Genomic DNA, 25531 nt, shown 5'->3' with positions numbered 1-25531 from the left:
TTAGTGCCAAAAGCGACCTTCAACATGGAACGTAATTCCATGCCGGATCAGCGAAATGACACATGATTTTTCGTGGCAACGGCCGCGGCTGCCAAAATCTTGCCTTAAACTATAGGGGAACAGAGGGCGAGCGGCAACCCGCCCGAGACGAAGCCTCGTGGCGGAGGTGGCGTGCGGACGGGGGCAAGCCCCGGCGAATCAAGGGTTTCCGCCGGGGCCAGAAAAATCCGGTCGGTGCTCAGTCCGCGCCGATTTCGGTTATGCGGCCTTCCAGAACCGGCTGGTAGGGCGCGTTATTGGCGAGATATTCGGCCACCGCCTCTTCCAGGCCGGGACCGTAATCATAGGGGTCGAGCGCATTGGAGGCGAAGATCGCATAACCGTCGCCGCCCTTGCGCATGAAGTCGTTGGTGACGACGCCATAGGTCTCGCCCTCGTCGATGGCCACCCACTCGCCGTCCTGCATCACCTCGACCGACTGGATGCGGCCCTCGTTCGGTGCCACCGACTTGTCGAAGGAATAGCGCAGGCCGGAAACCTGCGGGAACTTGCCGGCTCCCTCCTCGATCCCGCTCACCGCGGCCTCCAGCGCGGCGACGATGTCGGCGCCGGAAAGCCGCATGGTGGCGATCGTGTTCTGGAAGGGAAGGACCGTCAGCACGTCGCCCACGGTCGCGGTGCCCGCGCCGATCGAGGCACGCAAGCCCCCGCCATTCTGGATGGCGATCGTCATGCCCTGGTCGGCGGTCCGCGCCAGCATGGCATCGGCAACCAGGTTGCCCATCTCGCATTCGCGGGTGCGGCAGCTTTCGCGGCTGCCGTCGATGTCGGCCGCGACCTCCGCGATGGGCGTACGCGTCATCTCCTCGATCGGGCCCGACAGGGCCGCGACCCGCTCCTCGATGCCCGGATCGGGCTCGACGGAAGCATCGAGAAGCAGGGTGTCGCCCGTCGCCTCTGCGACATAACCCTCATCGTCGAAGGTCAGCGTGAGATCGCCGAGATATTTCGAATAGGCATAGGCCTGGACGATGGGCACGGCCTTGCCGGCCGGGTTTTCCACGATGGTCGCATAGGCCGGCGTGTCGTCGACATCGTTCGACAGAAGCGTGTGGCTGTGGCCGCCGATGATCGCCGCGATGCCCTCGACTGCGGCCGCGATCTCCTGGTCGCGCACGAAGCCGACATGCGACAGCAGGATGACCTTGTCGACGCCCTCTTCCGAGCGCAGGCGCGAGACCGCATCCTGCAGGTATTCGATCTCGTCCTCGAAGCTGATATTGGGACCGGGCGAGGCGATGACGGCCGTGTCGGGGGTGAGCACCGACAGGATGCCCACCTTCTCGCCATTGACGTCGAGCACCGCCCATTCCTCCACCAGGCCGGCAAGCCGCTCCTCGTCGCCGATGACGGTATTGCCGGAAATGACGGGGAACTCGGCCATATCGATGAAGTCGGCCAGCACGTCCGGGCCATCGTCGAACTCGTGGTTGCCGACGGCCATGACGTCGAAACCGATCGCGTTCATGAACTCGACCTCGGCCTTGCCCTTGTAGGTCGTGTAGAACAGCGAGCCCATGAACTGGTCGCCGGCATCGAGCGTGATGACGTTGGCGCCTTCGTCTTCCAGTTGTCCGCGCCGCTCCCAGAGCTTCGTCGCCAGGCGCCCGACGCCACCGAAGCAATTGCCGTCGGCCTCGTCCGTGTCCGAACAGGTCGAATCGAAACGGCTGATCGATTCGATGCGCGAATGCATGTCATTGATGTGCAGGACGTTGAGCGTGAAACCGCCCTCCTGCGCCCGCGCCGTCTTCATGTGGAAGAAGCCGGCGCCCGTCAGTGCGCTGCCGGTCACCATCAGGCTCGCGCCCGCCACCTGCATGAACCGGCGCCGGTCCATGGCCACCGTCATGGCACGCGATTGATCTTTGCTTGCGTCGTATCTCAGCATGGAGGCCTCCGATTGTCGTTTGCGTCTATGAGTGTTCCCGAGTTTTCATTGCAGTCGGATGACGCCCCGTCGCCTTCCGTCGCGCCACGAGGGCAGCGATCGATGTTTTCCCTCCCCTGCCCCGCGGTCAAGCCAAAATGCCACCGGAGGCTGAAATGATTTGCCGGCGAAACGCGCGAAGCGGTGTCCCGAAAAGAAGAAGGGCCCCGCAACGCGAGGCCCTTTGAACGGGTTACGGGTCGGCCAAGGCTGACCCGTCAAGGCTAGCCCTTCGCCGCCGCCACCGCGCGCTTGGCCATGACCACGACGAGGTTTGCCCGATAATCGGCCGAGGCGTGGATATCGGACATCAGATCGTCGGCGGAAACCGAGACCCCTTCCAGCGCGGAAGGATCGAAACTGCCGGCCAGCGCTTCCTCGATCGCGGTGGCGCGGAAGACGCCGTCGTCGCCGGCGCCGGTCACCGCCACGCGCACCTCGCCGCCGCGCCTGGCCACGAAGACGCCCGTCAGCGCGTAGCGGGAGGCTGGGTTCGGGAACTTCGCGTAACCGCACTGATCGGGCGCGGTGAACTTCACCGCCGTGACGACCTCGCCTTCCTCGAGTGCGGTTTCGAACATGCCGGTGAAGTAGTCGTCGGCCGCGATTTCGCGGCTGTTGGTGACGATGGTCGCCCCGAGCGCAAGCAGCCCTGCCGGGTAGTCGGCGGCGGGATCGTTGTTGGCGATCGAGCCGCCGATCGTGCCCATGTGGCGCACATGCGGGTCGCCGATATGGGAGGCCAGATGGCAGATGGCGTGGCAGGCCCGGGCCAGTTCCCCATGCGCCGCCACCTCGGCATGGGTGGTCCCGGCTGCGATCGTCACCTCCTTGCCGGCGACCGAGATGCCCTTGAGCTCGCCGACATGGCGCAGATCGATCAGATCCGAAGGCGCGGCGAGCCGCGTCTTCATCGCCGCGATCAGCGTCATGCCGCCGGCAAGCAGCTTGCCGTCATCGCTGGACTTCAGGAGCTTCACGGCGTCGTCGACGGAGGAAGCACGGTGGTAGTTGGTCTGGTACATGATGGATCTCCCTCAGTGCCGTGTCGCCGATTTCAGGGCCGACCAGACCGCCTGCGGCGTGGCGGGCATGGTCAGGTCGTTGGTGCCGATCGCATCGGTGATCGCGTTGATGACGGCGGGCGGCGAGCCGATGGCGCCTGCCTCGCCGCAACCCTTGATGCCCAGCGGATTGCCAGGACAGGGCGTGTTGGAGGTCGACACCTGGAAGGACGGCAGGTCGTCGGCGCGCGGCATGGTGTAGTCCATGTAGCTTGCCGTCACGAGCTGGCCCGAGCCGGGGTCGTAACGCGTGCCCTCGAGCAGAGCCTGGCCGACACCTTGTGCGATGCCGCCATGAACCTGGCCTTCCACGATCATCGGGTTGATGATGTTGCCGAAATCGTCGGCGGCCACGAACTGGACGATCTCCGTCTTGCCCGTGTCGGGATCGACCTCGACCTCGCAGATGTAGCAGCCGGCCGGGAAGGTGAAGTTGGACGGATCGTAGAATGCCCCTTCCTTCAGGCCCGGCTCCATGCCTTCCGGCAGGTTGTGCGCGGTGTAGGCAGCCAGCGCCACCTGGAACCACGGCACCGTCTTGTCGGTGCCGGCCACCTTGCACTCGCCATTCTCGATGACGATGTCGCCCTCGTCGGCCTCCATCAGATGCGCGGCGATCTTCTTGGCCTTCTTCTCGACCTTGTCGAGTGCCTTGACGATGGCCGACATGCCGACGGCGCCGGAACGCGAGCCATAGGTGCCCATGCCCATCTGCACCTTGTCGGTGTCGCCATGCACGATGTTGACGGTATCGATACCCACGCCGAACCGGTCGGAAACCAGCTGGGCGAAGGTCGTCTCGTGGCCCTGGCCGTGGCTGTGCGAGCCGGTCAGCACTTCGATCGTGCCGGCCGCATTGACGCGCACCTCGGCCGATTCCCAGAGGCCGACGCCGGCCCCCAGCGAGCCGACCGCGGCCGACGGCGCGATGCCGCAGGCCTCGATGTAGCAGCTCATGCCGATGCCGCGCAGCTTGCCGCGCGCCTTCGCCTCGTCACGGCGCTTCTCGAAGCCGGCATAGTCGGCCGCCTCCATCGCCGCTGAAAGCGAGGCCTCGTAGTCGCCGGCGTCGTAATTCATGATCACCGGCGTCTGGTAGGGGAACTCGCGGATGAAGTTCTTGCGCCGCAGTTCCGCCGGTGGAACGCCCAGTTCACGTGCGGCCGTCTCGACGATGCGTTCCAGCAGATAGGTCGCCTCCGGCCTGCCGGCCCCGCGATAGGCGTCGACCGGGGCGGTGTTGGTGTAGACGGCCCGGACATTGGCGTGGATCGCGGGAATGACATACTGGCCCGACAAGAGCGTGGCGTAGAGATAGGTCGGAACGGCGGAGGAGAAGAGCGACATGTAGGCGCCGAAATTGGCGATGGTGTCGACCTTGAGCGCCGTCATGCGGTTGTCGGCGTCGAAGGCCATCTGGACCTCCGACACGTGATCGCGGCCATGCGCGTCGGTGAGGAAGCTCTCGGTGCGGTCGGCCACCCATTTGACCGGCACGCCCGACTTCTTCGATGCCCACAGGCAGACGATCTCCTCGGGATAGATATAGATCTTCGAGCCGAAGCCGCCGCCCACGTCGGGCGCGATGACACGCAGCTTGTTTTCCGGCGCGACATTGTAGAACGCACTCATGACGAGGCGCGCGACATGGGGGTTCTGGGAGGTGGTCCAGCAGGTATAGTGATCCTCGGCCTTGTCGTAGTGACCGAGCGCGGCGCGCGGTTCCATGGCGTTGGGCACCAGCCGGTTGTTGACGATCCTCATCCTCGTCACATGGGCCGCACGGGAGATAGCCTCGTCCACGGCCTTCGCCTCGCCGATCTCCCAGTCGTAGATCAGATTGCCGTTGGCCTCGGGATGGATCTGCGGCGCGCCGGCTTCCAGGGCCGCGACGGCCTCGGTGACGGCGGGAAGCTCCTCGTAGTCGATCTCGACGGCCTCGGCCGCGTCGCGCGCCTGCCCCTTGGTCTCCGCCACCACGATGGCCACCGCGTCGCCCACATAGCGCACCGTTTCGGTGGCCAGCGGCGACCACGCGCCCATGTTCATGGGCGAGCCGTCCTTGGAGTGGATCATCCAGCCGCAGATCAGATTGCCGATACCGTCGGCCTGCAATTCCCTGCCGCCCAACACGGCGATGACGCCGGGCATGGCCTGCGCCGCGGTGACGTCGATGCCCTTGATCCTCGCATGCGCATGCGGCGAGCGCACGAAGGCGGCGTGCTTCATGCCCGGCACCACCATGTCGTCGACATAGCGGCCGGCGCCCGTGACGAAGCGTCTGTCCTCCTTGCGCGCCACGCGGGCGCCGATGCCTTCAATACCCATCAGAGTTCTCCTCCCGAACTGCGATAACTGGCAAATGGCGGACGTCTTTGCGCGCGGCCGCCCTTAAAGCATGCTTGCTAGGGCGTCATGCCGCCCGCGCCGCGCCGGCGCTCATCTGCCCGGATGCAGCCAGGATCGCCTTGACGATATTGTGATAGCCGGTGCAGCGGCAGATATTGCCCTCCAGCTCGGCGCGCACGGTCTTCTCGTCGAGCCCGCCGGGGTGGCGGTTGATCATGTCGACGGCGGCCATGATCATGCCCGGCGTGCAGAAGCCGCATTGCAGGCCATGATGCTCCTTGAAGGCCGCCTGCACGGGGTGCAGTTCGCCGCCCGCCGCGAGGCCCTCGATGGTGATCACGTCTGACCCCGAGGCCTGTGCGGCCAGCATGGAACAGGATTTGACGGCCTTGCCGTCGAGATGCACCACGCAGGCGCCGCATTGCGAGGTATCGCACCCCACATGGGTGCCGGTCATCCCCAGATTCTCGCGCAGGAAGTGGACCAGCAACGTGCGATCCTCCACTTCGCCGGCCACTTTCCGGCCATTGACCATCATTTCGACCTTGGACATTGGACGCTCCTCCCAATTCACCCTTTGCGTGTCGGTGCTCATGCCGCCCCGGGCGGGCCGCACACCGGCAAGCCCGACGGAGATTAGCGCCAACGCAAAAAGAGTCCATGGGGGACCGTGGCTGCATGACCAGCGCAGCACGCACGCGCCATCATCCTTGACGACAACGCTTGAATTGTCCCCCCATTAGGGCTATCACGCGCGCCATCCCTCAGGGACGCCGCTTTAGCTCAGTTGGTAGAGCATCGCATTCGTAATGCGGAGGTCGTCAGTTCGAGTCTGACAAGCGGCACCAGCACCCCCATTTCAGCACGATTCAGACTGTTTCACGAGGTTGCAAAAAACCTTGTGTCGTGAGCAACTTGGGCTTCACTGGTGGGGGGCCTCTTGTCTCGCGTGTCCCTCGTCTGACGTCAATTAAAGCTCAGGCTGGGTTGGCGCTCATGCCATCGGCAAGCATTCTCATTAGCCTTATGAGCTCGTCGAAGTCTTCGCGGCTCCAGTTCCGGAACAGCGTCAGGGCCATCTTCTCTCGCGCGGCATCGAGTGCGTCCGTGGCTTGTTTGCCGTGCGGCGTGATGACCGCCTCGCGCACCCGCTTGTCGCTGGCGCCGGAGCGGCGCTCGACAAGTCCGAGCTCTTCCAGTCGCGCGACCTGACGGCTGACCGTCGTGTAGTCGCGCCCGACTCCATCAGCCAATTCGACGACGCCGATCGGTCCCCGGCGCTCAATTCCCACAAGAAGCGGGAACAGCGCCCGCTCAAGTCTCAGCCCCGCCATTTCGAGCAGTTGGGTGTCGCGCTCAGGGCTGTTCATGAGGATGGTGATGTCGACGAGCGCACGATGAAGCTCGGGGAGCGATTTCTTGATATGCGTACTATGCACCTTTCTCATTGACATCGCCTGATCTCCCGATTATCCATGCATAATACACATTTTATGGCCATCAAAAAGGAAATGTCAGGTTTCCACGTCAGTTGCAATGGAGCCGCACCGGAACAGGCCTGGGCGAAGGCTCTGCCCCGGACAGACATCAAGGGCCCTTGGCCGGAGGCATCGGGGTTCACCACTCGCCGCGCTGGGTTGCCCGGACCGATCCAGCCACTTCCGCCGAATCGCTGCCAGGGAATCGCTGGATAGCCTTGCCGGCGAACCCGCTCGTTTGCCGAACTTCGCTTCTGCAGCCACCCCCCCCAAGCAAATGCCGGCCGGACCTCATTGGACGGAGACGCAACCGCGTCAGCTCTTTCGGACGCGTCCTCCTTGAAACCGCCACGCTCCCTATTTATGTGTATAATGCACTAATAATCCATAAGGAGATGCCGCATGACACATTTGACCAGACTCCGCGGGGCCACAGCTGGCGGGCTGTTCGCGCTCGGCCTGCTTGTCGTTCCAGTCGCCGCCCAGCCCGCTCCTGGGACACCAGCGATGATCAACCCGGCCGAAGATCTCCTGGCCCAGGACCCGGGCACGGAAAGGGGCTGGTTCGACTCGATCTATTTCACGAGCGCCTTGGAAGCCGACGGGCGCAATATCGGCGTGCTTCTTCACACCATGACGATGCCAAGGGTCTTCGGACCGGTGATCATATTTTCGGTCACCGATGAGACGAAGGGGCTCTACAAGAGCCACATGACGCAGATATCCCCGAACGAGTATTCGTGGGACAAGACCGAGTTCGAGATCACGGCGCCGGGCCTGCGGTGGACCGGTGACGACGAGAAGATGTCCGTCAGCTTCGAGGCGCCATGGGGCGCGATCGAGTTTACCCTCGAGGCGCAGGGGCCTGCGCTGGCATATGGCGGTACCGGGGTCTTTCCCCTGCTCGGGGAAACCAACTACGAGTTTGCCCTGCCGAATATGGCGACCACGGGCAAGCTGACCCTTGAAGGCGAAACGTTGGCGGTCGAGGGCCGGTCCTGGCTGGATCGCCAATGGGGCACGATCACGCCGCGACCCGACTTGCGCTGGACCTGGATGAACCTGATCATGCCGGACGGCGAAGTCGTGGCCATCTGGAATGCGCTCGACTCGAAGGCGGAGGAGTCCTGGGCCACCATCATGCGCGAGGACGGTTCCCATGAGGTGGTCGCCGTCGAACCTCTCGCCAGGGGCGCCGGCGATTTCTGGACGAGCGAGCAGACCGGCCAGAAATATCCCACCAGCTGGCGCGTGCGCATTCCCGCCGTCGATGCCGATCTCGCGGTCGACATCACCGGCCCGGCCAGCCAGGAATCGTTTCTGCCCGGCGGGCACATGGCGCGCCTGGAGGCTACAGCAACCTTCTCCGGCACCTACAGGAACGAAGCCGTGAGTGGCCGAAACTACGTCGAGATGATCGGCGACTGGCCTCGATAGATCCCGCGCGGAACGCTTGGACCTCCTGCACTCCGCATGATGAAGATTTTCCACTGGCCGGCGGACCCGAATAGTGTCCAAGGTGGTCCAGTGCTCCTTGCCGGAGCACTGGACCATCTGTTCCGAGCCTGCTGCGACATGAGCACGGATAAAACGGCGTGACCGTATTCACCTGTATCGTTCCCGCCTACAACGAGGCGCCGCGTATCGGCCGGGTGCTGGACGCTGTAGCCCGGCATCCGCTTGTCCGCGAAGTGCTCGTCGTGGATGACGCGTCCACCGATGGTTCTGGGGACCTCGCTCGAACGCGCGGCCTCAGGACCGTTGTTCTAGCCAGGAATATGGGCAAGGCAGTCGCCGTGGCACGGGGGCTGGAACTTGTTCGAACCAGCCACGTCCTCCTTCTGGATGCCGATCTTGTCGGTCTGAAGAGCACCGACATCGACCGGCTGCTCGAGCCTGTCATGTCCCGTGAAGCAGTGGCTTCAATCTCCCTCAGGGGCAATGCCCTTCTGGCATGGAGGCTGCTCGGCTTCGATTATATCTCCGGCGAACGGGCTTTCCCCGCACATCTCGTGCTGCAGAAGCTGGCGGAAATCGAGAAGCTGCCTCGATTTGGCTTCGAGGTCTACCTGAACGATCTCCTGCTGGCCACGGGTGGGAAGATCGGAAGTGTGCGCTGGCCCGGAGTCATCAGCCCGCTGAAGACCGCAAAGCGCGGCACACTGGTGGGCATCAGGGACGAGATCGGCATGATATCCGACATCTATCGCACAGTGGGTGCAAGCCGCAGCCTGGACCAGTTGCGCCGGCTCAAGAAACAGACGGTGCTGTATTGAGCCGTGCGTTGCCAGACAGTCCACGGCAAGAATCGAAAGACTGGCGATTGCACGTGCCACGTCGCTGATGCCTCTGCCCGGGTCGGGAACCGCCAGCGGAGGCTCGCGGCCTTCTTCCCGAGACTTTCCTGTCCGCGCGAACACGGATCACACGGCGAGTTTGTCGTCCATTACGTGCTTCAGCCCGGCACGGAGGTAGTCGTAGCCGGTATAGAGCGTCACCCCGAGGGAGATCCACAGCAGCGTTGTGCCGACCGTCATTGTGAGGCCTGTCGGCATGAGGGCGTCGCCTGCCGGTCCAACCAGCAGGAAGGCGATAGCGACCATCTGAATGGCGGTCTTCCACTTGGCCAGCTGCGTGACCGGAACGGAGACCTTGAGGCCGGCCAGATACTCGCGCAGGCCGGAAACCAGTATCTCCCGGCACAGGATGAGGATCCCGGCCCAAAGCGACCAGCCGGCGACCGTCCCGTCGGCGACGAGCAACACCAGGCAGGTGACGACCAGAAGCTTGTCGGCAATGGGGTCAAGCAACATGCCGATGTTCGATGTCTGCTTCCAGATGCGCGCCAAATAGCCATCGAGATAATCGGTTACGCTGGCGGCGACAAAGACGAGGAGCGCCGACCACCGGCGGAGGTCGCTCGAGTGCAGGCCTTCTTCGATGAAGAAACACATGACGATCAGTGGGACCGCCAGGATGCGGGCGTAGGTCAGGATGTTCGGCAGATTGAAAGCCTGTTGCGACATGTGATGGACCTCTGCTGCGAGCAATGATGATTGGTGACGTCGTCGAATGACCGAAAGACATCGAAACCCTCTTCGGCCCATCACAACGCATTCTGCCGCCCCGCATTTAAGCGTATTATACACATATATTGGATAGGAACTCACCGTCAAGGGCTGACGCGCATCACGCATGTAGCGCCAGCCGCTTCCGCCTTTCATTGAGGCGGCCCGACAGGGAAAATCCCGCTCATGGCGGTGAGTGCTTGGGCCAGGCCAAGTGGTATGCTCATGGTGGAATGACTGCCGGCATGGGCTGCGAGCGGCGCATTCCGGTTCGGCCAGGCAGCCCCGCAGCTCGCCACATCGAACCGGGAAGGTCGGGACGGAATTTTCCGCAATCGAGGAAGACTGTCAGGTGTTTCTGCCAATGACGCGCGACGGCTCGCCCTGCCGCGGATGGAAGCGGCACATGCGTCCTGGCACAGCCCGCGCGACATCGCTGCCGCGCGGGCCGTTTCATTCTACTTGGCGTTATCGGCCAGCCACTGGGTCATTTCATCGATTTCCTGAACCTGGGCTTCGATGATTTCCTCGGCAAGGCCGCGGATCCACTCGTCCTCGCCATGCTCCAGCTGGATGCGGGCCATGTCGATGGCGCCCTGGTGATGGGCGATCATGGCGCAGGCGAAGGCGACGTCCGGATCGTCATGCATCATGCCTTCCATCATGGCGGGCATGGTGCCCATCATCTTCTCCATGTTCTCGCGCTGGAAGTCGGTCATGCCGTCCAGGTCCATGTTCATGGACATCATGCCCATTCCCATGCCGCCGCCGTGCATGCCGCCATGGCCCATATGTCCCATGCCGCCATCGACGGCGCATTGGTCCGGCAGGCGGAACTCGGCCGCGTCCTGGGCAAGGGCGGGAACGGAAAGCGAGGCCGCCAGGATAGAGGCGGCAAGGGCGTGTTTGATCATCTTCATCGGGATACTCCTTGAATGCTTGAATCGGTTTCTGGTCGCTTCAGACAAGGAGCGCACGCGGCGGCGGCACGAGGATCGGCGGATCGACACCTGCTTCCTGGGCGGGAGAGGACGGTTCGTGCTTCGGATGAAGATCCGCAAGAGACATCCTCAACAGCGCCTGCGCGACGCCCGGATGACAGTGCGTCATCGCACAGCAGCCCAGCTCGGCGGAACAGACCGGCGTCTGGTCGACATTCCGGTGATGATGTGGCGCGCCATGCGCATCGGCCGAGGCCGGATGATGGTTGCCCGACTCCGCGTGCCGGTCGTGGGGAGCGGCCATGGAAGGCCACGCCAGGGAGACCGCAAGCACCAGCAGCAGGCTGGTCAGCACATCGCGGATCTTGGCCAGATGTTTCGAGCGAGGCATTCGCAAGGACCTACAGTTTCGCCCGTCGGAGAAGCTGGGCGTTGAGGGCCACGATAATGGTGCTTGCCGACATCAATATGGCGCCGACCGCCGGTGCGAGGATGATGCCCGCCCAGGCGAGCACGCCGGCCGCCAGCGGAATGGCGACGATGTTGTATCCCGCCGCCAGCCACAGGTTCTGGACCATCTTCCGGTAGCTGGCGCGGCTGAGCGCCACGATGCGCGGCACGTCGCGGGGATCGGAGCGCACCAGCACGACGTCGCCCGCCTCGACGGCCACGTCCGTGCCTGCGCCGATGGCAATGCCTATGTCGGCCGTCACCAGCGCCGGGGCGTCGTTGACGCCGTCGCCGACCATGGCGACCTTCTTGCCCTGGGCCTGCAGCTCCTCGATCTTGCGCGCCTTGTCCTGCGGCAGCACCTGGGCGAACACGGTGTCGATGCCGAGTTCGCGCGCAACCGTGTCGGCGACGGCCTGCGAGTCGCCTGTCAACATCGCGACCTCGATGCCGGCCTCGTGCAACCGCCGGACCGCCTCGAAGGATTCGGGACGGATCTTGTCGGCGACGGCGAAGACCGCCAGCACCCGGTCATTCTCGACCAGATAGATCGCCGCCTGTCCGGCTTCGCCATAACGCGTCGCGGCAGCGGCGATTTCGGCGTCAGGCTCGAGGCCGAGCTGGCCCAGCAGGGCCGGTCCGCCGACCTTGAGCGTGCGTCCCTCGACTTCGGCCACCACCCCCTGTCCGGCAACAGCCGCGAATCCCTTCGCATGCGGGAGGGCGATCTCCTTTTCCTCGGCGCTCTTGAGCAGCGCCCGGGCAATGGGGTGTTCGGAATCCCGCTCGATGGCGGCAGCTAGCCGCAGTGCTCCATCGGCGTCTACGCCCGGCGCCGTCGCCATCTCCACCACCCGGTGCTCGCCGAGCGTCAGCGTCCCGGTCTTGTCGAAGACGACGACGTTCAATTCGCGCGCCTCTTCCAGGCCCCGCCGGTCGCGAACCAGCAGGCCATTGCGCGCGCCGAGCGTCGTGGAGATCGCCACCACGAGCGGAATGGCGAGACCCAGCGCATGGGGACAGGCGATGACGAGCACCGTGACGACGCGGGTGATGGTGAAGTCCAGCGTCGCGCCGACGGCGAGCCAGGCTGCGAACGTCACGACGCCGGCGGCAAGCGCCACGACCGTCAGGAAGAAGGCCGCGCGGTCGGCCAGCGCCTGCGCGCGCGATCGCGATGTCTGCGCCTGCGCGACCAGCCGCATGATGCCGGCGAGCGCTGTGCCTTCGCCGGTTTGGGTCACTTCCACGCGCAACGACCCCTGACCGTTCACCGTGCCGGCAATGACCTTGTCGCCGTCGTGCTTGTCGACGGGCACCGATTCCCCGGTGATCATCGCCTCGTTGACGGAGCTTCTGCCGCTTTCGACAACGCCGTCGGAAGGGATGCCAGCCCCCGGCCGGATCAGGAGCAGGTCGCCGGCTCGCAGTCGGTCGATGGTGACCTCTTCGGTGCGATCGCCGTCGATAAGCCGCAGCGCGGTATCGGGGAGGAGGCGGGCCAGTTCCTTGAGCGCGCCCTGTGCCTGGAAGATCGAGCGCATTTCGATCCAATGGCCGAGCAGCATGATGGTCACCAGGGTGGCGAGCTCCCACCACAGCGCGTGACCTTCGAAGCCCACGAGCACGGCGAGGCTGTAGAGAAATGCGACGGTGATCGCCAGCGAGATCAGGGTCATCATGCCCGGCAGGCGGGCCCGCAACTCCTCCAGGGCACCGCGGATAAATACCCGCCCGCCATAGAGGAAGACTGCGATGCCGAAGATTGCCGGGACGTAGACCGAACCGGTGAATACCGGCGCGGTATAGCCGAACCAGTCCTGCAGCATGGGCTCCCATATCAGGACCGGGATGGCGAGAACCAGCGAGACCCAGAAGCGGTCGCGGAACATCTCGACGCTGTGGCCGGCATGCTTGTCGTGGCCGCCATGAGCCGGACCAGGGGTCCCGCCATCCCCACCGTGCCGATCGTGCGAATGGTGTGCGTGTCGGTGGGCCATCGTCCTGCCTCCAGTCGCTCTCCGCGAGGTTGACGCGAGACCCCACAGCTAGGTCTTCCAGCAACTGGAAGGTCAAGGGAAAGGTGTCATCGACCTGCGCCATCGGCGATCCAGTGATCTCCGGCCTTCGCGTGCCTCCCCGCGTTTGCCCGCAGCCTGGGCACTTTCTCCATTGTCCCGACAGCACCCGCACCCGCCACTGTCGCCGCGACCGGGTCAAGGCCGCTTGACCTTCCCGCAACTGGAAGCCCTATCCACGGGCAAAGGAGCAAAGCGATGATGTGGGATGGCTGGATGATGGGTGGCTGGATCTGGATGTTGCCGATCGGCGTTCTGATCTTGCTCGCGATCGCCGCGCTCATCAAATACCTGGCTAAGTGATCCGATGAGCCTCGGCCGTACCATCCTGCGTCACGTGGCCATTTCCGTCCTGGCAGGTTTCGCCGGGTTGGCGATTCATTTCGCACTGATGAGCGCGAAGGACAGGCTTGGCATCCTGCCCGAGTTCCAGCCCTATCAGGATCTCCAGGCGCTGCTCGGCGGCCTGGCGCCGGGGACGTTCGGCTGGGCGCTGCCTTCCGTCACCGGCGCGTTGCTATGGGGTTTCATCTACGGCCGCGTGCACGACGTCCTGCCCGCCCATGGCCCACTGGCGAAAGCGGCCGTCTTTGCCACGCTCGCCTGGCTGGTGATGGCGGTGGTCTTCTTCCCCGTCGTCGGTCATGGGCTTTTCGGTCTGGGATTGGGTCGCGGGTTGCTGCCCGCGCTCTTAATGCTGCCCATGCTCGTCACCTTCAGCCTCGTGCTTGCGGTGGCGCATACCTGGCTGCGCACCGTTCGGTTCGTCCATGGAAGCACGGTATCGGCGCCACCTATCTCCAACGAAAGGATGTTGAAATGATCAGACTGAGCGTTCCAGAAATGAGTTGCGGTCACTGCGAGAAAACAATCCGCGAGGCGGTGAAGGACGTGGATCGCGACGCCAGAGTTGTGGTGGATCTCGGTTCCCGCATTGTCGACATCGAAACGGCGCGGACACGCGATGACGTGTCCGGCGCCATCGCGAGGGCCGGCTATGCAAACAGCCCGCTGACTGGCGGCTGAAGCGGCGGTAGGCCGTGCGCATTGTCAGGTTGGCGCGACCCGCGCGACCTGGACCTCATGGCCCGACAGGACGGCAGCGGGAATTGCCTGGTCGCAAGCACGCGCGGCCGCGACGGCCAGCGGCAATTTGCCGTTGCGCAAATAGCGGGTAGAACAGGATGGAAATCACTCTCCGCTTGTAGGAGCCGCTCCTTGCCGTTGGACAGATCACTGATTTCGGGCCTTGCCCTCTTCGCGGAGATGACGCCGGCCGAGCAGGAAGACATCCTGGCCAAAGCCCGCTCCTCGCGACATCCCAAGGACGCGGTGATCTTCGCGCAGGAGGAAGAGGCACATTCCTTCTTCGTGCTGCTGGCAGGCCATATTCGCGTCGTGAAGACGACGCCGGACGGGGAGCAGGTGATCGCGCGCTATATCAACGAGGGCGAGCTTTTCGGCATCGCACCGGCCATCGGTCGAACCACCTATCCCGCCAGCGCGATCGCCGCGGTTGACTGCGTGGCACTCGCCTGGCCCACGCGGCTGTGGAGCGACTTCGCCTCGAGCTATCCCTCCCTCACCTCGAACACATACGCCACCGTGGGAAGGCGCCTGCAGGAGACCCAGCAACGCGTCGTCGAGATGTCCACGGAACAGGTCGAGCAACGGGTGGCCCATACCATCCTGCGCCTCATCAAGCAGGCCGGTCGCAAGACACCGGAGGGAATCGAGATCGACTTCCCCATTACCCGCCAGGATATCGCCGAGATGACGGGAACCACGCTGCACACCGTCAGCCGTCTCATGAGCGCATGGGAGGATGAGGGCATTGTGGTCGGCGGCAGGCAAAAGGTGACGGTTTCCGATCCGCACCGCCTGATGCTGATCGCCGAGCATCGGCGAAAGCGCTAGCCCGGCTCCGGCCGCGACAGAATGAAGACACTGACGGCGGTCAGGCAGGCAATCTGAAACGCCAGTACCCAGGCAGGCACCCCGGCCACAATCGCAATTGCAAGGCTGGCAGCGATCGAGACCATGGCGAGGCACTTGGCCTTGCGGGAGATGGCGCCCTGTCGCCGCCATGCTTCGATGGGCGGACCGAGGCGGGGGTGGTGAACCAGCCAGTCGTGGAACCGCTTCGAGCTTCGCGCGAAACACCAGGCCGACAGCAGCAGGAACGGCGTGGTTGGCAGCAGCGGCAGGATGACGCCGAGCGCCCCCATCATCAGGCTGATCCAGCCGATCCCCTGCCAGACGAACCTCATCATGTTCCGTTCGGCTCCCGCCTTCGGTAGCGGCCGCCGGGCGGGACGATCACGCCGTCATGGCTTGCCACCGCCAGTTCGAGGCTGCCCGCGATCATGCGCGACCTTTCGACGAAGATCGCGGCGGCATCGGGGCTCAGGACGTCGCCTGCCGTTTCCTCGAACAGTTCCAGCCAGCGGTCGAAATGCGTGGCGTCGATGCCGAGCGGCACATGGGCCGGTACCGGCCGGCCCTGGTAACGACCCGTGCGATGGATGACGGACGACCAGAAATCCTGGATACGAAGCAGATGGTGCTCCCAGTTCTCGACATGGGCCGCGAAAATGGGCCCGAGAAGCGCGTCTTGGCGTGCCCGTCCGTAGAAGCTGCGCACGAGACGCGCGATGTCGTCTTCCTCGATCACTTTGCCTGTCTTGTCCTGGATGTCGCTCGGGCTGTTCATCGCCACGTCGATTCAATTGCTGTCGCGAGTTCCTCGACAAGTGTCTCCTCATCGAGCCCGTGCTCCTGGCATGCTTCCGGCACTGTGTGAAACCCACCGATCGGGCAGCCAACGCACAGCATCCGATGCCGCATCATGACCTCCAGCGTGGCAGGCCAGCGGCGCATCACCATGTCGATTGGCATATCCGGGTCGTATGTCCACTTCGTGTTCATCGAAGTCTCCCGCCATGATCACAGTTTCGGTCGCGCCAGCATGGGGCCGTAGCGCGTCGCGAAGAGGAGGAAGGCGAGGCTCCAGACCAGCCCACCGGCGGCAAGCAGGGGAAGATGGAAGTCCGGCACGAAACCGGCGCCGAGGCGCAGAAGTGCCCCTGCCGTGACGCAGGAATAGATGAGCACCGTCCATCCGTCGGCACTGATCTGACGTCCCGTGTGACCGAGACTGGCGCGCGTCATGACGGCCAGCGTCATCGTTCCGACCGCCCCCGCCGTCAGCGCGTGCAGCGCGGCACTGGGAGCGATCGCGTCAGGCCAGGCAATGGCGGCGCCCATCAGCATCAGCGACAGCGCAAGCCAGCCATAGCCCAGATGCAGGATGGCGACGATCGGCTCACGCAAGGTGGCAAGTGTGCGCCATCGCGACAGCCGAACGCACAGGAGCGCGCCGCCCCCGATGAGCAGGCCGGCCGTGACCGCGTTATGGGGCCAGAACAGCCAGCCGACTGCCGCAAGGATGGTGACGACCAGTGCCAGCTTGTCGACCCGCCCGAAACTGGCCGGCATTGGTTGCCCGGCCTGGCGGGCCAGCCAGTTGCGGGTGAAGCTCGGCACGATGCGCCCGCCGATGAGGGCCATCAGAACGACGATGGCGCCGAGAGCCAGCCGGATGGCAAAACCTGGCTCGCCCCATCCGGCCGCTTCGAGATGGTGCAGAAGATTGGCGCAGGCGAGCAGCGACAGCATCAGCGCCACCGGCGTATTGCGCCAGTTGCGGCCCACGACGATCTCGCGCCAGACCGAGGCGGCCAGGAGGGTGAGAAAGGCCACGTCGATGATCGCCGCAGCAACCGGCGGCGCCATAAACCCGGTGGCAAGGCGGCCGGCGAGCCACAGTCCGACGAGCCCAGCGAGCGGCGCGCCGCTCAACGGCAGCCGGCCGGTCCAGTTGGGCACGGCGGTCAGCACAAAACCGGCGACGATGGCGGCCAGATAGCCGAAGACCATCTCATGCGCGTGCCACTGCATCGCATCGAACGGTCCGACCGGCCGGAGATCGGCGATCAGTATGAGCAGCCAGAGCGGAATGAGAAGCGCTGCGTGCAGCGAACCCAACAGGAAAAACGGCCTGAAACCGTAATTCAGAATTGCCGGTCCTCCACGTATGCGCCCGCGCCCGTCCCGTGTCCGATCACCCTGGCGGATCCGGCTGCGCGGCACGGATCTGTCGGAAGTCTTGTCGAAGGAGGCTTCCGGTCGCTCGAGGCAGGGGCGTGGCGTGGGCATTGTGGAATCCTCTGCTTGACACGAAACGGGCCGCCGGTTTCCCGGCGGCCCGTCGGCTGGGACTGGCCCTAGTCGGCGAGGTAGCTCAGCTCTTCGCCGTCCACGCTCTCGCGGAACAGATCGGGCTGCTCGGGCCCGGTGACGATCAGCTTGCCGACCAGTCCGCGGGCTGCGCGGGAAAGGGCGTGGTCGACGACCAGATATTCTCCCGGCACCTCGAGTTTCATGTCGACTGCCACCGCCCCGCCTGGGGGTACCGAGATGGTCTGCACATCCTGGAGCGGCGCGCTGGTCAGTGAACCCAGATTGTAGACCTTGTCGAAGATCTCCCCGATCACGTGGAAGCTCGAGGTCTTGTTGGGCCCGCCGACACCGAAATAGATGCGGATCGTCTCGCCCACCTCGGCATGAAGGGCATTGTCGCCCGTCAGAGCCATGTCCGCGCCGTTGAAGACGTAGTATTCCGGCGTCTCGTTCATGAGCTTGTCGTAGTCCTCGGTGAGATGACCGCGGCTACCATAGGCCTCGTAGGTGTAGAGCTCGCCCTGCATCACGTAGAACTCATGATCCACAGGCGGCAGGCCGCCCTCGGGCTCCACCAGGATCAGCCCATACATGCCATTGGCGATGTGCTGGGCCGCTGGCCCGACCGCGCAATGATAGACATAGAGGCCGGCATTGAGTGCCTTGAAGGTAAAGCCCTTGGTCTCGCCCGGGGCCGCCATCGTGGCGTGCCCGCCGCCATGAAGACCCGTCACGGCATGGAAATCGACATTGTGCATGGCGATGGAATCCTCATGGTTCTTCATGAGAACCTCGACCGTATCGCCGACACGTACCCGCACGAAGGGTCCAGGAACCTTGTGGTTGAAGGTCCAGTAATCGTAGGTCGTGCCGTTCGACAATTCGCCGATGACTTCGACCGTCTCCAGATTGATGCGGACGGTCTCGGGACCGCGGTCACCGATCGCGGCCGGCAGGTCGATCGCCGAACGAATGACGTTGACCGGCGCCTCGTGCGTGCCCAGCTCGGCAGCGAATGCCGGTGCCGTGGCAAATGCGCCGCCGATGGCCAGCGCACCGGCCGCGGCAGTGCTGAGGAGAAGTTGGCGGATGTTCATTGGTCTTGTCCTTTCGACCGCGTTGTTATGGGGACAAGCTAGTCGCGTGCACCTCCTCCTTCTTTGTCATTGCACAAACTGGGGGCCGATCGCTTCCTTTACGCATCCAGACATCCAGAATCCGGACCCAAGGCTGCACCGATGACGCAATTCCTGCTGGCGCTGGGCGCCTTCCTTCTTGCCCATGCCGTCCCGCCACTGCCTGCCGTCCGCGGCAGGCTGGTCGTGCTGCTGGGCAGGCGCGCCTATCTGATCCTCTATTCCGCTCTTTCGCTCGTGCTGCTTGCCTGGCTCATCTCGGCCGCCAGCCGCGCCCCCCGCATCGCGCTTTGGTATGCGGAGCCGTGGCAAGCGGCGATCCCGCTGATCGCCATGCCGGTCGCCTTCTGGCTGCTGATCGCCGGCCTGGCCGAAGCCAGTTCGCTCTCGGTCTCGATACGCAGTCCGAACCCCTCGACCGGACCGGGCCCTGTGGCGAGTGTGACGCGGCATCCGGTTTTGTGGGGCTTCTTGATCTGGTCGGTGGCGCACATCCCGCCGACCGGCCATGTCGTGGCACTGATCCTGTTCGGGGGGATGGGCCTGCTGTCGCTGTCCGGCATGTTCGCTCTCGATCGAAGGGCGCAAAAAAGACTGGGCAAGGAACGCTGGAAGGCGCTGGCCGCAGAGGCCCCGCTCATTCCCTTTGCCGGCCTCATGCGCAATGCCGGCCGTCTGGCGGAGATCAAGGTCTGGCCAGTGGCGATGGCCGCACTGGTCTATCTGTGGTTCCTGCTCGACGGGCACCAGCGCCTCATCGGGCCGGATCCGCTGGCCTGGTTCTGAGCCAGGGCAGCGGGCCAGGCGCTTGCCGCGAGGCGCTGGCGTCCCCGCCGAATTCAGCGGCGCAAAGAGCGCCACCTTGGATTGACGTTCCGTCGGCGCGACGTGGTATCCTTCCGCTTCATCTCAGGAGAAAGAGGCCATGGCCGATCCCAACGACATCTCAGGCCGGCAGTTCGCCGCCGCCCGTGTGCTGCTGCGCATGAGCGTCGAGCGGCTGGCGAGACTCACCGGTCTCGACGACCGGACGATCCAGGCGGTCGAGGACAGCCGGGTCCAGCCGGCCGGGCCCGCCGAGGCCGTGGCCGCCATGTGCACCGCGCTCGAGAACAGCGGCATCCGCTTCATCCCCGACAATGGCGGGGGCGAAGGAGTGCGGCTGAAATTCTCACGCTCGGAAAGCCGGCGGCTGGCGACGCTGGAAGGCGAAGGCGGGATCGTCGCCGAGGACGACGTCTAGTCTTTCGAGCAGCCGGATCATCCCCATGCCGAATGCCCGCAAGCGCCTTCTTGCGCCCGGCAAACGGCAACCTACCTAGAGCCATCGACCCATCCGGCACAAAGGCTCTGCACTCCCATGGACATGAACAGGCTGCTCGAAGGATTTTTCGGCGCAGGCAACGCTGCACCTCAAGATGACGGCGCCACCCCCGGCGGCGCAAACAATCCGCTGGCCGGTCTTGGCGCAAGCGATCTGGCCCGTGGTCTCGGGCTGGGCGGCATCCCGGGCGGCCTGGGCGGGGTAGCGGCGGGCGGCGTGATCGGCCTCCTGCTCGGCAACAGGAAGGCCCGCAAGGTGGCCGGCAAGGCCGTCACCTATGGCGGGCTGGCGGCCGTGGCCGCGCTCGCGTACCGCGCCTGGCAGAACTCGCGCGGGGAGGCGCCCGTGGCCAATCCGCATACGCCCCCTGCCCTGCCGCCGGCCGACAGCGGCTTCGATCCGGCCACGCTGCGCGACGGCGAGGGCTCGGATTTCAGGCTGACGCTGCTCAAGGCGATGATCGCGGCGGCCAGTGCCGATGGCCATATCGACGCCGCCGAGCGGGCCATGCTGCAGCAGCAGATCGAAGCCTCGGCGCTCGCCGCCGACGAGAAGGCGTTCCTGTTCGACCAGATGACAAGGCCGAGCGACCCGGTGGCGGTGGCCCGACTGGCCACCGACGACAAGCAGGCGGCCGAGATCTATCTGGCGTCGAGCCTTGCCATCGACCCGGACACGCCCGAGGAGCAGCGCTATCTCGAGCGGCTGGGCGACGCGCTCAGGCTCGACACACCCCTTCGCACGGAACTCGACCGGCAGGCAGCGGCCGCCCGGCAGGCCTGATCGCCAGCAAAAAAGGGGCGGCACGAAGCCGCCCCCTGCTTTCCTTCATCGCTTGCCGGATCAGCCATAGGGCGACAGGCAGGCGCGGCGCGAACCGCTGTAGGGCTGGAAGGTGTTGTCCGACAGCCGGTAGGAGATGTAGCGGCTCTGGCACCAGCTCACATGCGCCTGGCTGAGCCGGCCGGGACGCACGGTCTGCGGCTGGTTGGCCACCGCGCCGCCTATGATCGCACCCATGACGAAGGCCGCCGGCGGGAACCAGTAGCCATTGTACTGGCGATAGCCGGCACGGCGCTGGGTGTAGCCGCGATGGCCGTTGTAATAGCCCTGATTGCCCTGGCGGTAGAAGCCGCGGCGCTGGTTGCTGCGCTGTTGGGTGCGCTGGGGCGCGCGCTGCTGGGCGCGTGGACGCTGGTTGTTGCGATACTGGGCCTCCTGGAACTGGGCTTCGGCTGCCTGTCCAAGCGGCATGGCCAGCGCGGTGGCCGCAGCGCCCGTGGCGGAGGCACCGAGCGTCGTCACGGTGACGGCGGCGGCGCAGAAGAGAGCGATTGGTCGCTTCATTTGTCTTTCCTTTTTCTTTCGTATCGATGTCGTCCCACCCACGACACTGTCGTCCGCGACATGAACGCCGGATGAATTCGCCGATTACCATTTGGTAATGAGCGCCTAGAACAACGCATTGAAAATACTTGCTTATCGCCACAGTATCGAAGCCCTCGAAGTGAGGCTTCCGGAGTGTTCCGCAAGGTCATTAAGGCAAGTGGAGAAAGCGCTTTTCAGCACCTTTCCAACTGACGAACGCTCTTCTATGGTACGCGCCAATCGGGGCGGCCAACGCCTGCCACGGGGAAACCGGAACAAAAAAGACTTATGGGAGTCATCATGCGTAAATTCCTGATCACCGCGAGCGTACTGGCGCTCGCAGCCGGCGCGCTGCCGGCCTCCGCAGAAGCCGAGACGCTGCGCTGGGCGCGCGTCGGCGATGCGCTGACGCTCGATCCGCATTCGCAGAACGAGGGTCCGACCCACACGCTGAACCACCACATCTACGAGACGCTCGTCGGCCGCGCCGTCGACGGTTCGCTGACGCCGCGGCTTGCCACCGAGTGGGGCATCACCGAGGACGACGACACCGTCTGGGAATTCAAGATCCGCGAAGGCGTCACCTTCCATGACGGCCAGGAGCTGACGGCCGAGGACGTGGTGTTCTCGCTCGATCGCGCCCGCACCCCGCCGTCCGGCATGGCCGCGCTCCACGCCGCCGTCGAGGAAGTCACCGCCGTCGACGACTACACCGTCCACGTCAAGCTCTCGGGCCCGGCGCCGCTCTACGTCCAGAACCTCACCAACACCTTCATCATGAGCAAGGAGTGGGCCGAGGAGAACGACACCACCACGGCCCCCAATTTCGCCGCCGGCGAAGAGAGCTATTCGGTCCGCAACACCAACGGCACCGGCCCCTACAGGCTCGTCTCCCGCGACCCCGAGGTGCGGACCGTTCTGGAAGCCTTCGAGGGCCACTGGGATGAAGCTCCGGCCGTGACCGAGATCATCTACACGCCGATCGCCGAAGCCGCGACCCGCGTCGCTGCCCTTCTGTCGGGCGAGGTCGACATCGTGCAGGACGTGCCCGTCCAGGACATCGCGCGCCTGGAAGGCACGGACGGCATCAGCGTCGTGCGTGGACCGGAAAACCGCAACATCTTCTTCTCCTACGACATGACGTCGGAGACGCTCGCCTCGGCCAATGTGGACGACAATCCGTTCGCCAAGCCGGAGGTCCGCGAGGCCATGGCGCTTGCCGTCGACCGTGACGCCATTCGCCAGGTGGTGATGCGCGGCGAGTCCGATCCGTCGGCCGCTCCGCTGCCGCCCTTCGTGAACGGCTGGACCGAGGAGATGCACGCCTATGACGCGCCGGACATCGAGCGCGCCATCGAGCTGATGAACGAGGCCGGCTACGAGGACGGCTTCTCCGTCGACCTGCACTGCCCGAACGATCGCTACCTTAATGACGAGGCGATCTGCCAGGCGCTGGTCGGCATGCTCGGCCGCATCAACATGAACGTGAACCTGGTGTCGCAGTCGCGGTCGCTCCACTTCCCGCTGATCGAGAACTGGGAGACCGACTTCTACCTGCTGGGCTGGGGCGTTCCGACCTTCGACAGCCAGTATGTGTTCGACTTCCTGGTCCACACCCGCGAGGGCAGCTACGGCGCCTTCAACGGCACGCGCTACTCGAACGAGGAACTGGACGGCAAGATCGAGCAGCTGGCGACCATGACCGACCTGGAAGCCCGCGATGCGCTGATCGCGGAAATCTGGGAGGAAGTGATGGAAGATCGCATCTTCCTCAACATCCACAACCAGGTGCTGGCCTATGCGATGCGTGACGGGATCAATCTCGAAGTGCATCCGGAAAACCAGCCGCGGATGACCACGGTCACTTTCGACTAAGACATCGGACGTTGCGTCGCCCGCCGTGCATCTTGCGCGGCGGGCGCGTGTCCGTTTAAGGGCGTTATCGGAAAGACGGATTAAAGGCTCGGGCGCACGGCGTCGGGGCCCTGAATCGCATCCCGTCGCGGCCCGCGTGTCGCAGCGTTCCCTATTTCGCAGGGCACCCTGAAACGCGCCGTAGAGGTGAAAACTCCATGCTTGCCTATACTATCAGGCGGCTCCTGCAATCGCTCATCGTCATGCTCGTCGTGGCGCTGGTGGCCTTCTCGCTGTTCCGTTTTGTCGGCGACCCGATCTCCTCCATGGTCGGACAGGAAACCACGCTTGCCGAGCGCGAGGCGATGCGCGATGCGCTGGGCCTCAACCAACCCTTCCCGGTGCAGTTCTTCTCCTACATGGGCAGGGTCCTGCAGGGCGATTTCGGCATCTCCTACCGGCTTCAGCAGCCGGTCATGGAACTGATCCTGTCGCGCCTGCCCGCCACGCTCGAACTGGCGCTGATCTCCGGCTTCTTCGCCTTCGTCATCGGCGTGTCGTTCGGCGTCTATACGGCGCTCAACCGGCGCGGCTGGCTGGCCAATGCCATCATGACCACATCGCTCATCGGCGTGTCGCTGCCCACCTTCCTCATCGGCGTGCTCCTCATCTGGGTCTTCGCGGTGGAGTTCCAGGTCCTGCCGTCATTCGGCCGCGGCGACACCGTCGATATCGGCTGGTGGAGAACCGGCCTGCTCACGCCCTCGGGGCGTGTCTCGCTGATCCTGCCGGCGATCACGCTGGGTCTCTACCAGCTGACCCTCATCATGCGGCTCGTGCGCGCGGAGATGCTGGAAGTGCTGCGCACCGACTACATCAAGTTCGCGCGCGCACGCGGTCTCAGCAACAGGGCCGTGCATTTCGGCCATGCACTGAAGAACACGCTGGTGCCGGTCATCACCATCACCGGTCTCCAGTTCGGCTCGATCATCGCCTTCTCGATCATCACCGAGACCGTCTTCCAGTGGCCGGGCGTCGGCGCGCTGTTCATCAACTCGGTCCGTTTCGTCGACGTGCCGGTGATGGCGGCCTATCTGATGCTGATCGCGCTCGTCTTCGTGGTCATCAACCTCATCGTAGATCTGCTCTATTACGCCGTCGATCCGCGCCTGCGCGTGGAAAGCGGCGGAGCCAAACACTAGCGAGGCGCCGACATGTCAGACAATGCCGCGCGTGATCCCGCATCCCAGGACCCGATAGCCGTGCCGGCGCCGCCGAGCGCATGGCGCCGGGCCTGGGACAGCGACATCGCCTATTCCTTCCGCACGTCGCCGATGGCGCTCATCTCGGGCGTGGTGGCGACGATCATCATCCTGGCCGCCGTCCTGGCGCCCTGGATCGCCCCCTACAATCCCTTCGATCCGGGTTCGCTGAACCTCATGGACGGCTTCACCCCGCCCATGGAGCCGAACGCCTTTACCGGCAATGTCTACTGGCTGGGCACGGACAACCAGGGCCGCGACATCTTCTCCACGATCCTCTACGGCGCGCGCATCTCGCTGTTCGTCGGGTTTGCGGCGGTCATCTTCGCCATGGTGCTGGGCATCACGCTCGGCCTCATCGCCGGCTATCGCGGCGGCTGGGTCGACAGCCTTTTGATGCGCGTCGCCGACGTGCAGCTGACCTTCCCCTCGATCCTCCTTGCGCTCCTGATCTTCGGCATCGCGCGCGGCTTCATCCCGCCCGCCTATCGCGAGACAATGGCGATCTGGGTCCTGATCGTGGCCATCGGCCTGTCCGACTGGGTGCAATATGCGCGCGTCGTGCGCGGCGCCACCATGGTGGAAAAGGGCAAGGAATACGTCCAGGCCGCGCGCGTGATCGGGCGCCATCCCGCCAGCATCCTGATGCGCCATATCCTGCCCAACGTGATGGGCCCCGTGCTGGTCATCGCCACCATCGGTCTGGCGCTCGCCATCATCGCCGAAGCCACGCTGTCCTTCCTCGGCGTGGGCGTGCCGCCCACCCAGCCGAGCCTCGGCACGCTGATCCGCATCGGCCAGGGCTTCCTGTTCTCCGGCGAGTGGTGGATTCTCGCCTTCCCATCCATCGCACTTCTCGCGCTGGCTCTCTCGGTCAACCTTCTGGGCGACTGGCTGCGCGACGCATTGAACCCGAGATTGAGGTAG

Annotated in this window: 26 protein-coding genes and 1 tRNA gene; 12 read left to right on the top strand and 15 right to left on the bottom strand. The window is 64.7% G+C overall.

The window, feature by feature from the left end; genetic code table 11:
* Positions 1–238: 238 nt before the first annotated feature.
* The 4 genes from GRZ55_RS17455 to GRZ55_RS17440 all read right to left on the bottom strand — a co-directional run bounded on the left by GRZ55_RS17455 (position 239) and on the right by GRZ55_RS17440 (position 5956).
* On the bottom strand, positions 239–1951 hold the full coding sequence (locus GRZ55_RS17455; RefSeq protein WP_246734842.1) for a bifunctional UDP-sugar hydrolase/5'-nucleotidase: 1713 nt from the start codon (positions 1949–1951) through the stop codon (positions 239–241).
* Positions 1952–2214: 263 nt separating this feature from the next.
* Entirely contained in the window at positions 2215–3015 is an 801-nt protein-coding gene (locus GRZ55_RS17450; RefSeq protein WP_169288239.1) for a xanthine dehydrogenase family protein subunit M, read from the bottom strand.
* A 12-nt stretch (positions 3016–3027) separates the two neighbouring features.
* Positions 3028–5382 (bottom strand): xanthine dehydrogenase family protein molybdopterin-binding subunit, encoded by a 2355-nt coding sequence (locus GRZ55_RS17445; RefSeq protein ID WP_169288238.1) that lies wholly within the window; start codon positions 5380–5382, stop codon positions 3028–3030.
* An 85-nt stretch (positions 5383–5467) separates the two neighbouring features.
* Positions 5468–5956: a (2Fe-2S)-binding protein gene (locus tag GRZ55_RS17440; protein ID WP_169288237.1), complete on the bottom strand. Its 489-nt coding sequence runs from the start codon at positions 5954–5956 to the stop codon at positions 5468–5470.
* Between the two features lie 219 nt (positions 5957–6175).
* Here GRZ55_RS17440 and GRZ55_RS17435 point away from each other — a divergent pair.
* A tRNA-Thr gene (locus GRZ55_RS17435) sits at positions 6176–6251 on the top strand.
* 129 nt (positions 6252–6380) lie between these two features.
* On the opposite strand, the gene GRZ55_RS17430 is transcribed toward GRZ55_RS17435, so the two are convergent.
* Entirely contained in the window at positions 6381–6857 is a 477-nt protein-coding gene (locus GRZ55_RS17430) for a MarR family winged helix-turn-helix transcriptional regulator (RefSeq protein WP_169288236.1), read from the bottom strand.
* Between the two features lie 426 nt (positions 6858–7283).
* On the opposite strand from GRZ55_RS17430, the gene GRZ55_RS17425 reads away from it, so the two are divergent.
* Both GRZ55_RS17425 and GRZ55_RS17420 read left to right on the top strand, forming a co-directional pair.
* Positions 7284–8318: a lipocalin family protein gene (locus GRZ55_RS17425; RefSeq protein ID WP_169288235.1), complete on the top strand. Its 1035-nt coding sequence runs from the start codon at positions 7284–7286 to the stop codon at positions 8316–8318.
* 158 nt (positions 8319–8476) lie between these two features.
* Entirely contained in the window at positions 8477–9157 is a 681-nt protein-coding gene (locus tag GRZ55_RS17420) for a glycosyltransferase family 2 protein (protein ID WP_169288234.1), read from the top strand.
* Between the two features lie 147 nt (positions 9158–9304).
* Here GRZ55_RS17420 and pgsA read toward each other — a convergent pair whose 3' ends face one another.
* The 4 genes from pgsA to GRZ55_RS17400 form a co-directional block, all read right to left on the bottom strand.
* Positions 9305–9907: a CDP-diacylglycerol--glycerol-3-phosphate 3-phosphatidyltransferase gene (gene pgsA / locus GRZ55_RS17415; RefSeq protein ID WP_169288233.1), complete on the bottom strand. Its 603-nt coding sequence runs from the start codon at positions 9905–9907 to the stop codon at positions 9305–9307.
* A gap of 500 nt (positions 9908–10407) precedes the next feature.
* A complete protein-coding gene (locus tag GRZ55_RS17410) occupies positions 10408–10869 on the bottom strand; it encodes a DUF305 domain-containing protein (protein ID WP_169288232.1) in 462 nt (153 codons plus the stop codon).
* Positions 10870–10909: 40 nt separating this feature from the next.
* Complete coding sequence (locus GRZ55_RS17405; protein ID WP_169288231.1) at positions 10910–11281, bottom strand: hypothetical protein; 372 nt, start codon at positions 11279–11281, stop codon at positions 10910–10912.
* A 10-nt stretch (positions 11282–11291) separates the two neighbouring features.
* The gene (locus tag GRZ55_RS17400) at positions 11292–13340 is read right to left on the bottom strand and encodes a heavy metal translocating P-type ATPase (protein WP_246734841.1); all 2049 of its coding nucleotides are present in this window, start codon (positions 13338–13340) and stop codon (positions 11292–11294) included.
* A gap of 385 nt (positions 13341–13725) precedes the next feature.
* Here GRZ55_RS17400 and GRZ55_RS17395 point away from each other — a divergent pair, with 385 nt between their 5' ends.
* The 3 genes from GRZ55_RS17395 to GRZ55_RS17385 all read left to right on the top strand — a co-directional run bounded on the left by GRZ55_RS17395 (position 13726) and on the right by GRZ55_RS17385 (position 15335).
* Positions 13726–14241: a DUF6789 family protein gene (locus GRZ55_RS17395; protein ID WP_169288230.1), complete on the top strand. Its 516-nt coding sequence runs from the start codon at positions 13726–13728 to the stop codon at positions 14239–14241.
* Complete coding sequence (locus GRZ55_RS17390) at positions 14238–14444, top strand: heavy-metal-associated domain-containing protein (RefSeq protein ID WP_169288229.1); 207 nt, start codon at positions 14238–14240, stop codon at positions 14442–14444. The genes GRZ55_RS17395 and GRZ55_RS17390 overlap by 4 nt, the downstream gene beginning before the upstream one ends.
* Positions 14445–14636: 192 nt before the next feature.
* Positions 14637–15335 (top strand): Crp/Fnr family transcriptional regulator, encoded by a 699-nt coding sequence (locus tag GRZ55_RS17385; protein WP_246734840.1) that lies wholly within the window; start codon positions 14637–14639, stop codon positions 15333–15335.
* On the opposite strand, the gene GRZ55_RS17380 is transcribed toward GRZ55_RS17385, so the two are convergent.
* From GRZ55_RS17380 to nirK, 5 genes are all read right to left on the bottom strand, one after another.
* Positions 15332–15691: a YbaN family protein gene (locus tag GRZ55_RS17380; RefSeq protein WP_210257398.1), complete on the bottom strand. Its 360-nt coding sequence runs from the start codon at positions 15689–15691 to the stop codon at positions 15332–15334. The two genes, GRZ55_RS17385 and GRZ55_RS17380, sit on opposite strands and share 4 nt — an antisense overlap.
* Positions 15688–16131: a group III truncated hemoglobin gene (locus GRZ55_RS17375; protein ID WP_169288227.1), complete on the bottom strand. Its 444-nt coding sequence runs from the start codon at positions 16129–16131 to the stop codon at positions 15688–15690. The genes GRZ55_RS17380 and GRZ55_RS17375 overlap by 4 nt, the downstream gene beginning before the upstream one ends.
* On the bottom strand, positions 16128–16346 hold the full coding sequence (locus GRZ55_RS17370; RefSeq protein WP_169288226.1) for a DUF1858 domain-containing protein: 219 nt from the start codon (positions 16344–16346) through the stop codon (positions 16128–16130). Before GRZ55_RS17370 ends, GRZ55_RS17375 begins: the two co-directional genes overlap by 4 nt.
* 18 nt (positions 16347–16364) lie before the next feature.
* On the bottom strand, positions 16365–17636 hold the full coding sequence (locus GRZ55_RS17365; protein WP_169288225.1) for an NnrS family protein: 1272 nt from the start codon (positions 17634–17636) through the stop codon (positions 16365–16367).
* Between the two features lie 68 nt (positions 17637–17704).
* Positions 17705–18757 (bottom strand): copper-containing nitrite reductase, encoded by a 1053-nt coding sequence (nirK, locus tag GRZ55_RS17360; RefSeq protein WP_169288224.1) that lies wholly within the window; start codon positions 18755–18757, stop codon positions 17705–17707.
* Positions 18758–18898: 141 nt separating this feature from the next.
* Here nirK and GRZ55_RS17355 point away from each other — a divergent pair, with 141 nt between their 5' ends.
* The 3 genes from GRZ55_RS17355 (at position 18899) to GRZ55_RS17345 (ending at position 20903) form a co-directional block, all read left to right on the top strand.
* Entirely contained in the window at positions 18899–19582 is a 684-nt protein-coding gene (locus tag GRZ55_RS17355) for an NnrU family protein (protein WP_169288223.1), read from the top strand.
* 139 nt (positions 19583–19721) lie between these two features.
* Positions 19722–20039, top strand: coding sequence for an XRE family transcriptional regulator (locus GRZ55_RS17350; protein WP_169288198.1), 318 nt, complete (start codon positions 19722–19724; stop codon positions 20037–20039).
* A 117-nt stretch (positions 20040–20156) separates the two neighbouring features.
* Entirely contained in the window at positions 20157–20903 is a 747-nt protein-coding gene (locus GRZ55_RS17345) for a tellurite resistance TerB family protein (protein ID WP_169288222.1), read from the top strand.
* 60 nt (positions 20904–20963) lie between these two features.
* On the opposite strand, the gene GRZ55_RS17340 is transcribed toward GRZ55_RS17345, so the two are convergent.
* Positions 20964–21467: a BA14K family protein gene (locus GRZ55_RS17340; RefSeq protein WP_169288221.1), complete on the bottom strand. Its 504-nt coding sequence runs from the start codon at positions 21465–21467 to the stop codon at positions 20964–20966.
* Between the two features lie 321 nt (positions 21468–21788).
* Here GRZ55_RS17340 and GRZ55_RS17335 point away from each other — a divergent pair, with 321 nt between their 5' ends.
* The 3 genes from GRZ55_RS17335 to GRZ55_RS17325 all read left to right on the top strand — a co-directional run bounded on the left by GRZ55_RS17335 (position 21789) and on the right by GRZ55_RS17325 (position 25531).
* Complete coding sequence (locus GRZ55_RS17335) at positions 21789–23363, top strand: ABC transporter substrate-binding protein (protein WP_210257397.1); 1575 nt, start codon at positions 21789–21791, stop codon at positions 23361–23363.
* Positions 23364–23560: 197 nt separating this feature from the next.
* Complete coding sequence (locus tag GRZ55_RS17330; protein WP_169288220.1) at positions 23561–24544, top strand: ABC transporter permease; 984 nt, start codon at positions 23561–23563, stop codon at positions 24542–24544.
* 12 nt (positions 24545–24556) lie between these two features.
* Complete coding sequence (locus GRZ55_RS17325; protein WP_169288219.1) at positions 24557–25531, top strand: ABC transporter permease; 975 nt, start codon at positions 24557–24559, stop codon at positions 25529–25531.

Origin of the sequence: Chelativorans sp. ZYF759, assembly GCF_012911015.1 — a bacterium.
Taxonomy (GTDB): Bacteria; Pseudomonadota; Alphaproteobacteria; order Rhizobiales; family Rhizobiaceae; genus ZYF759.
This window is presented reverse-complemented; position numbering and strand designations above follow the sequence as displayed.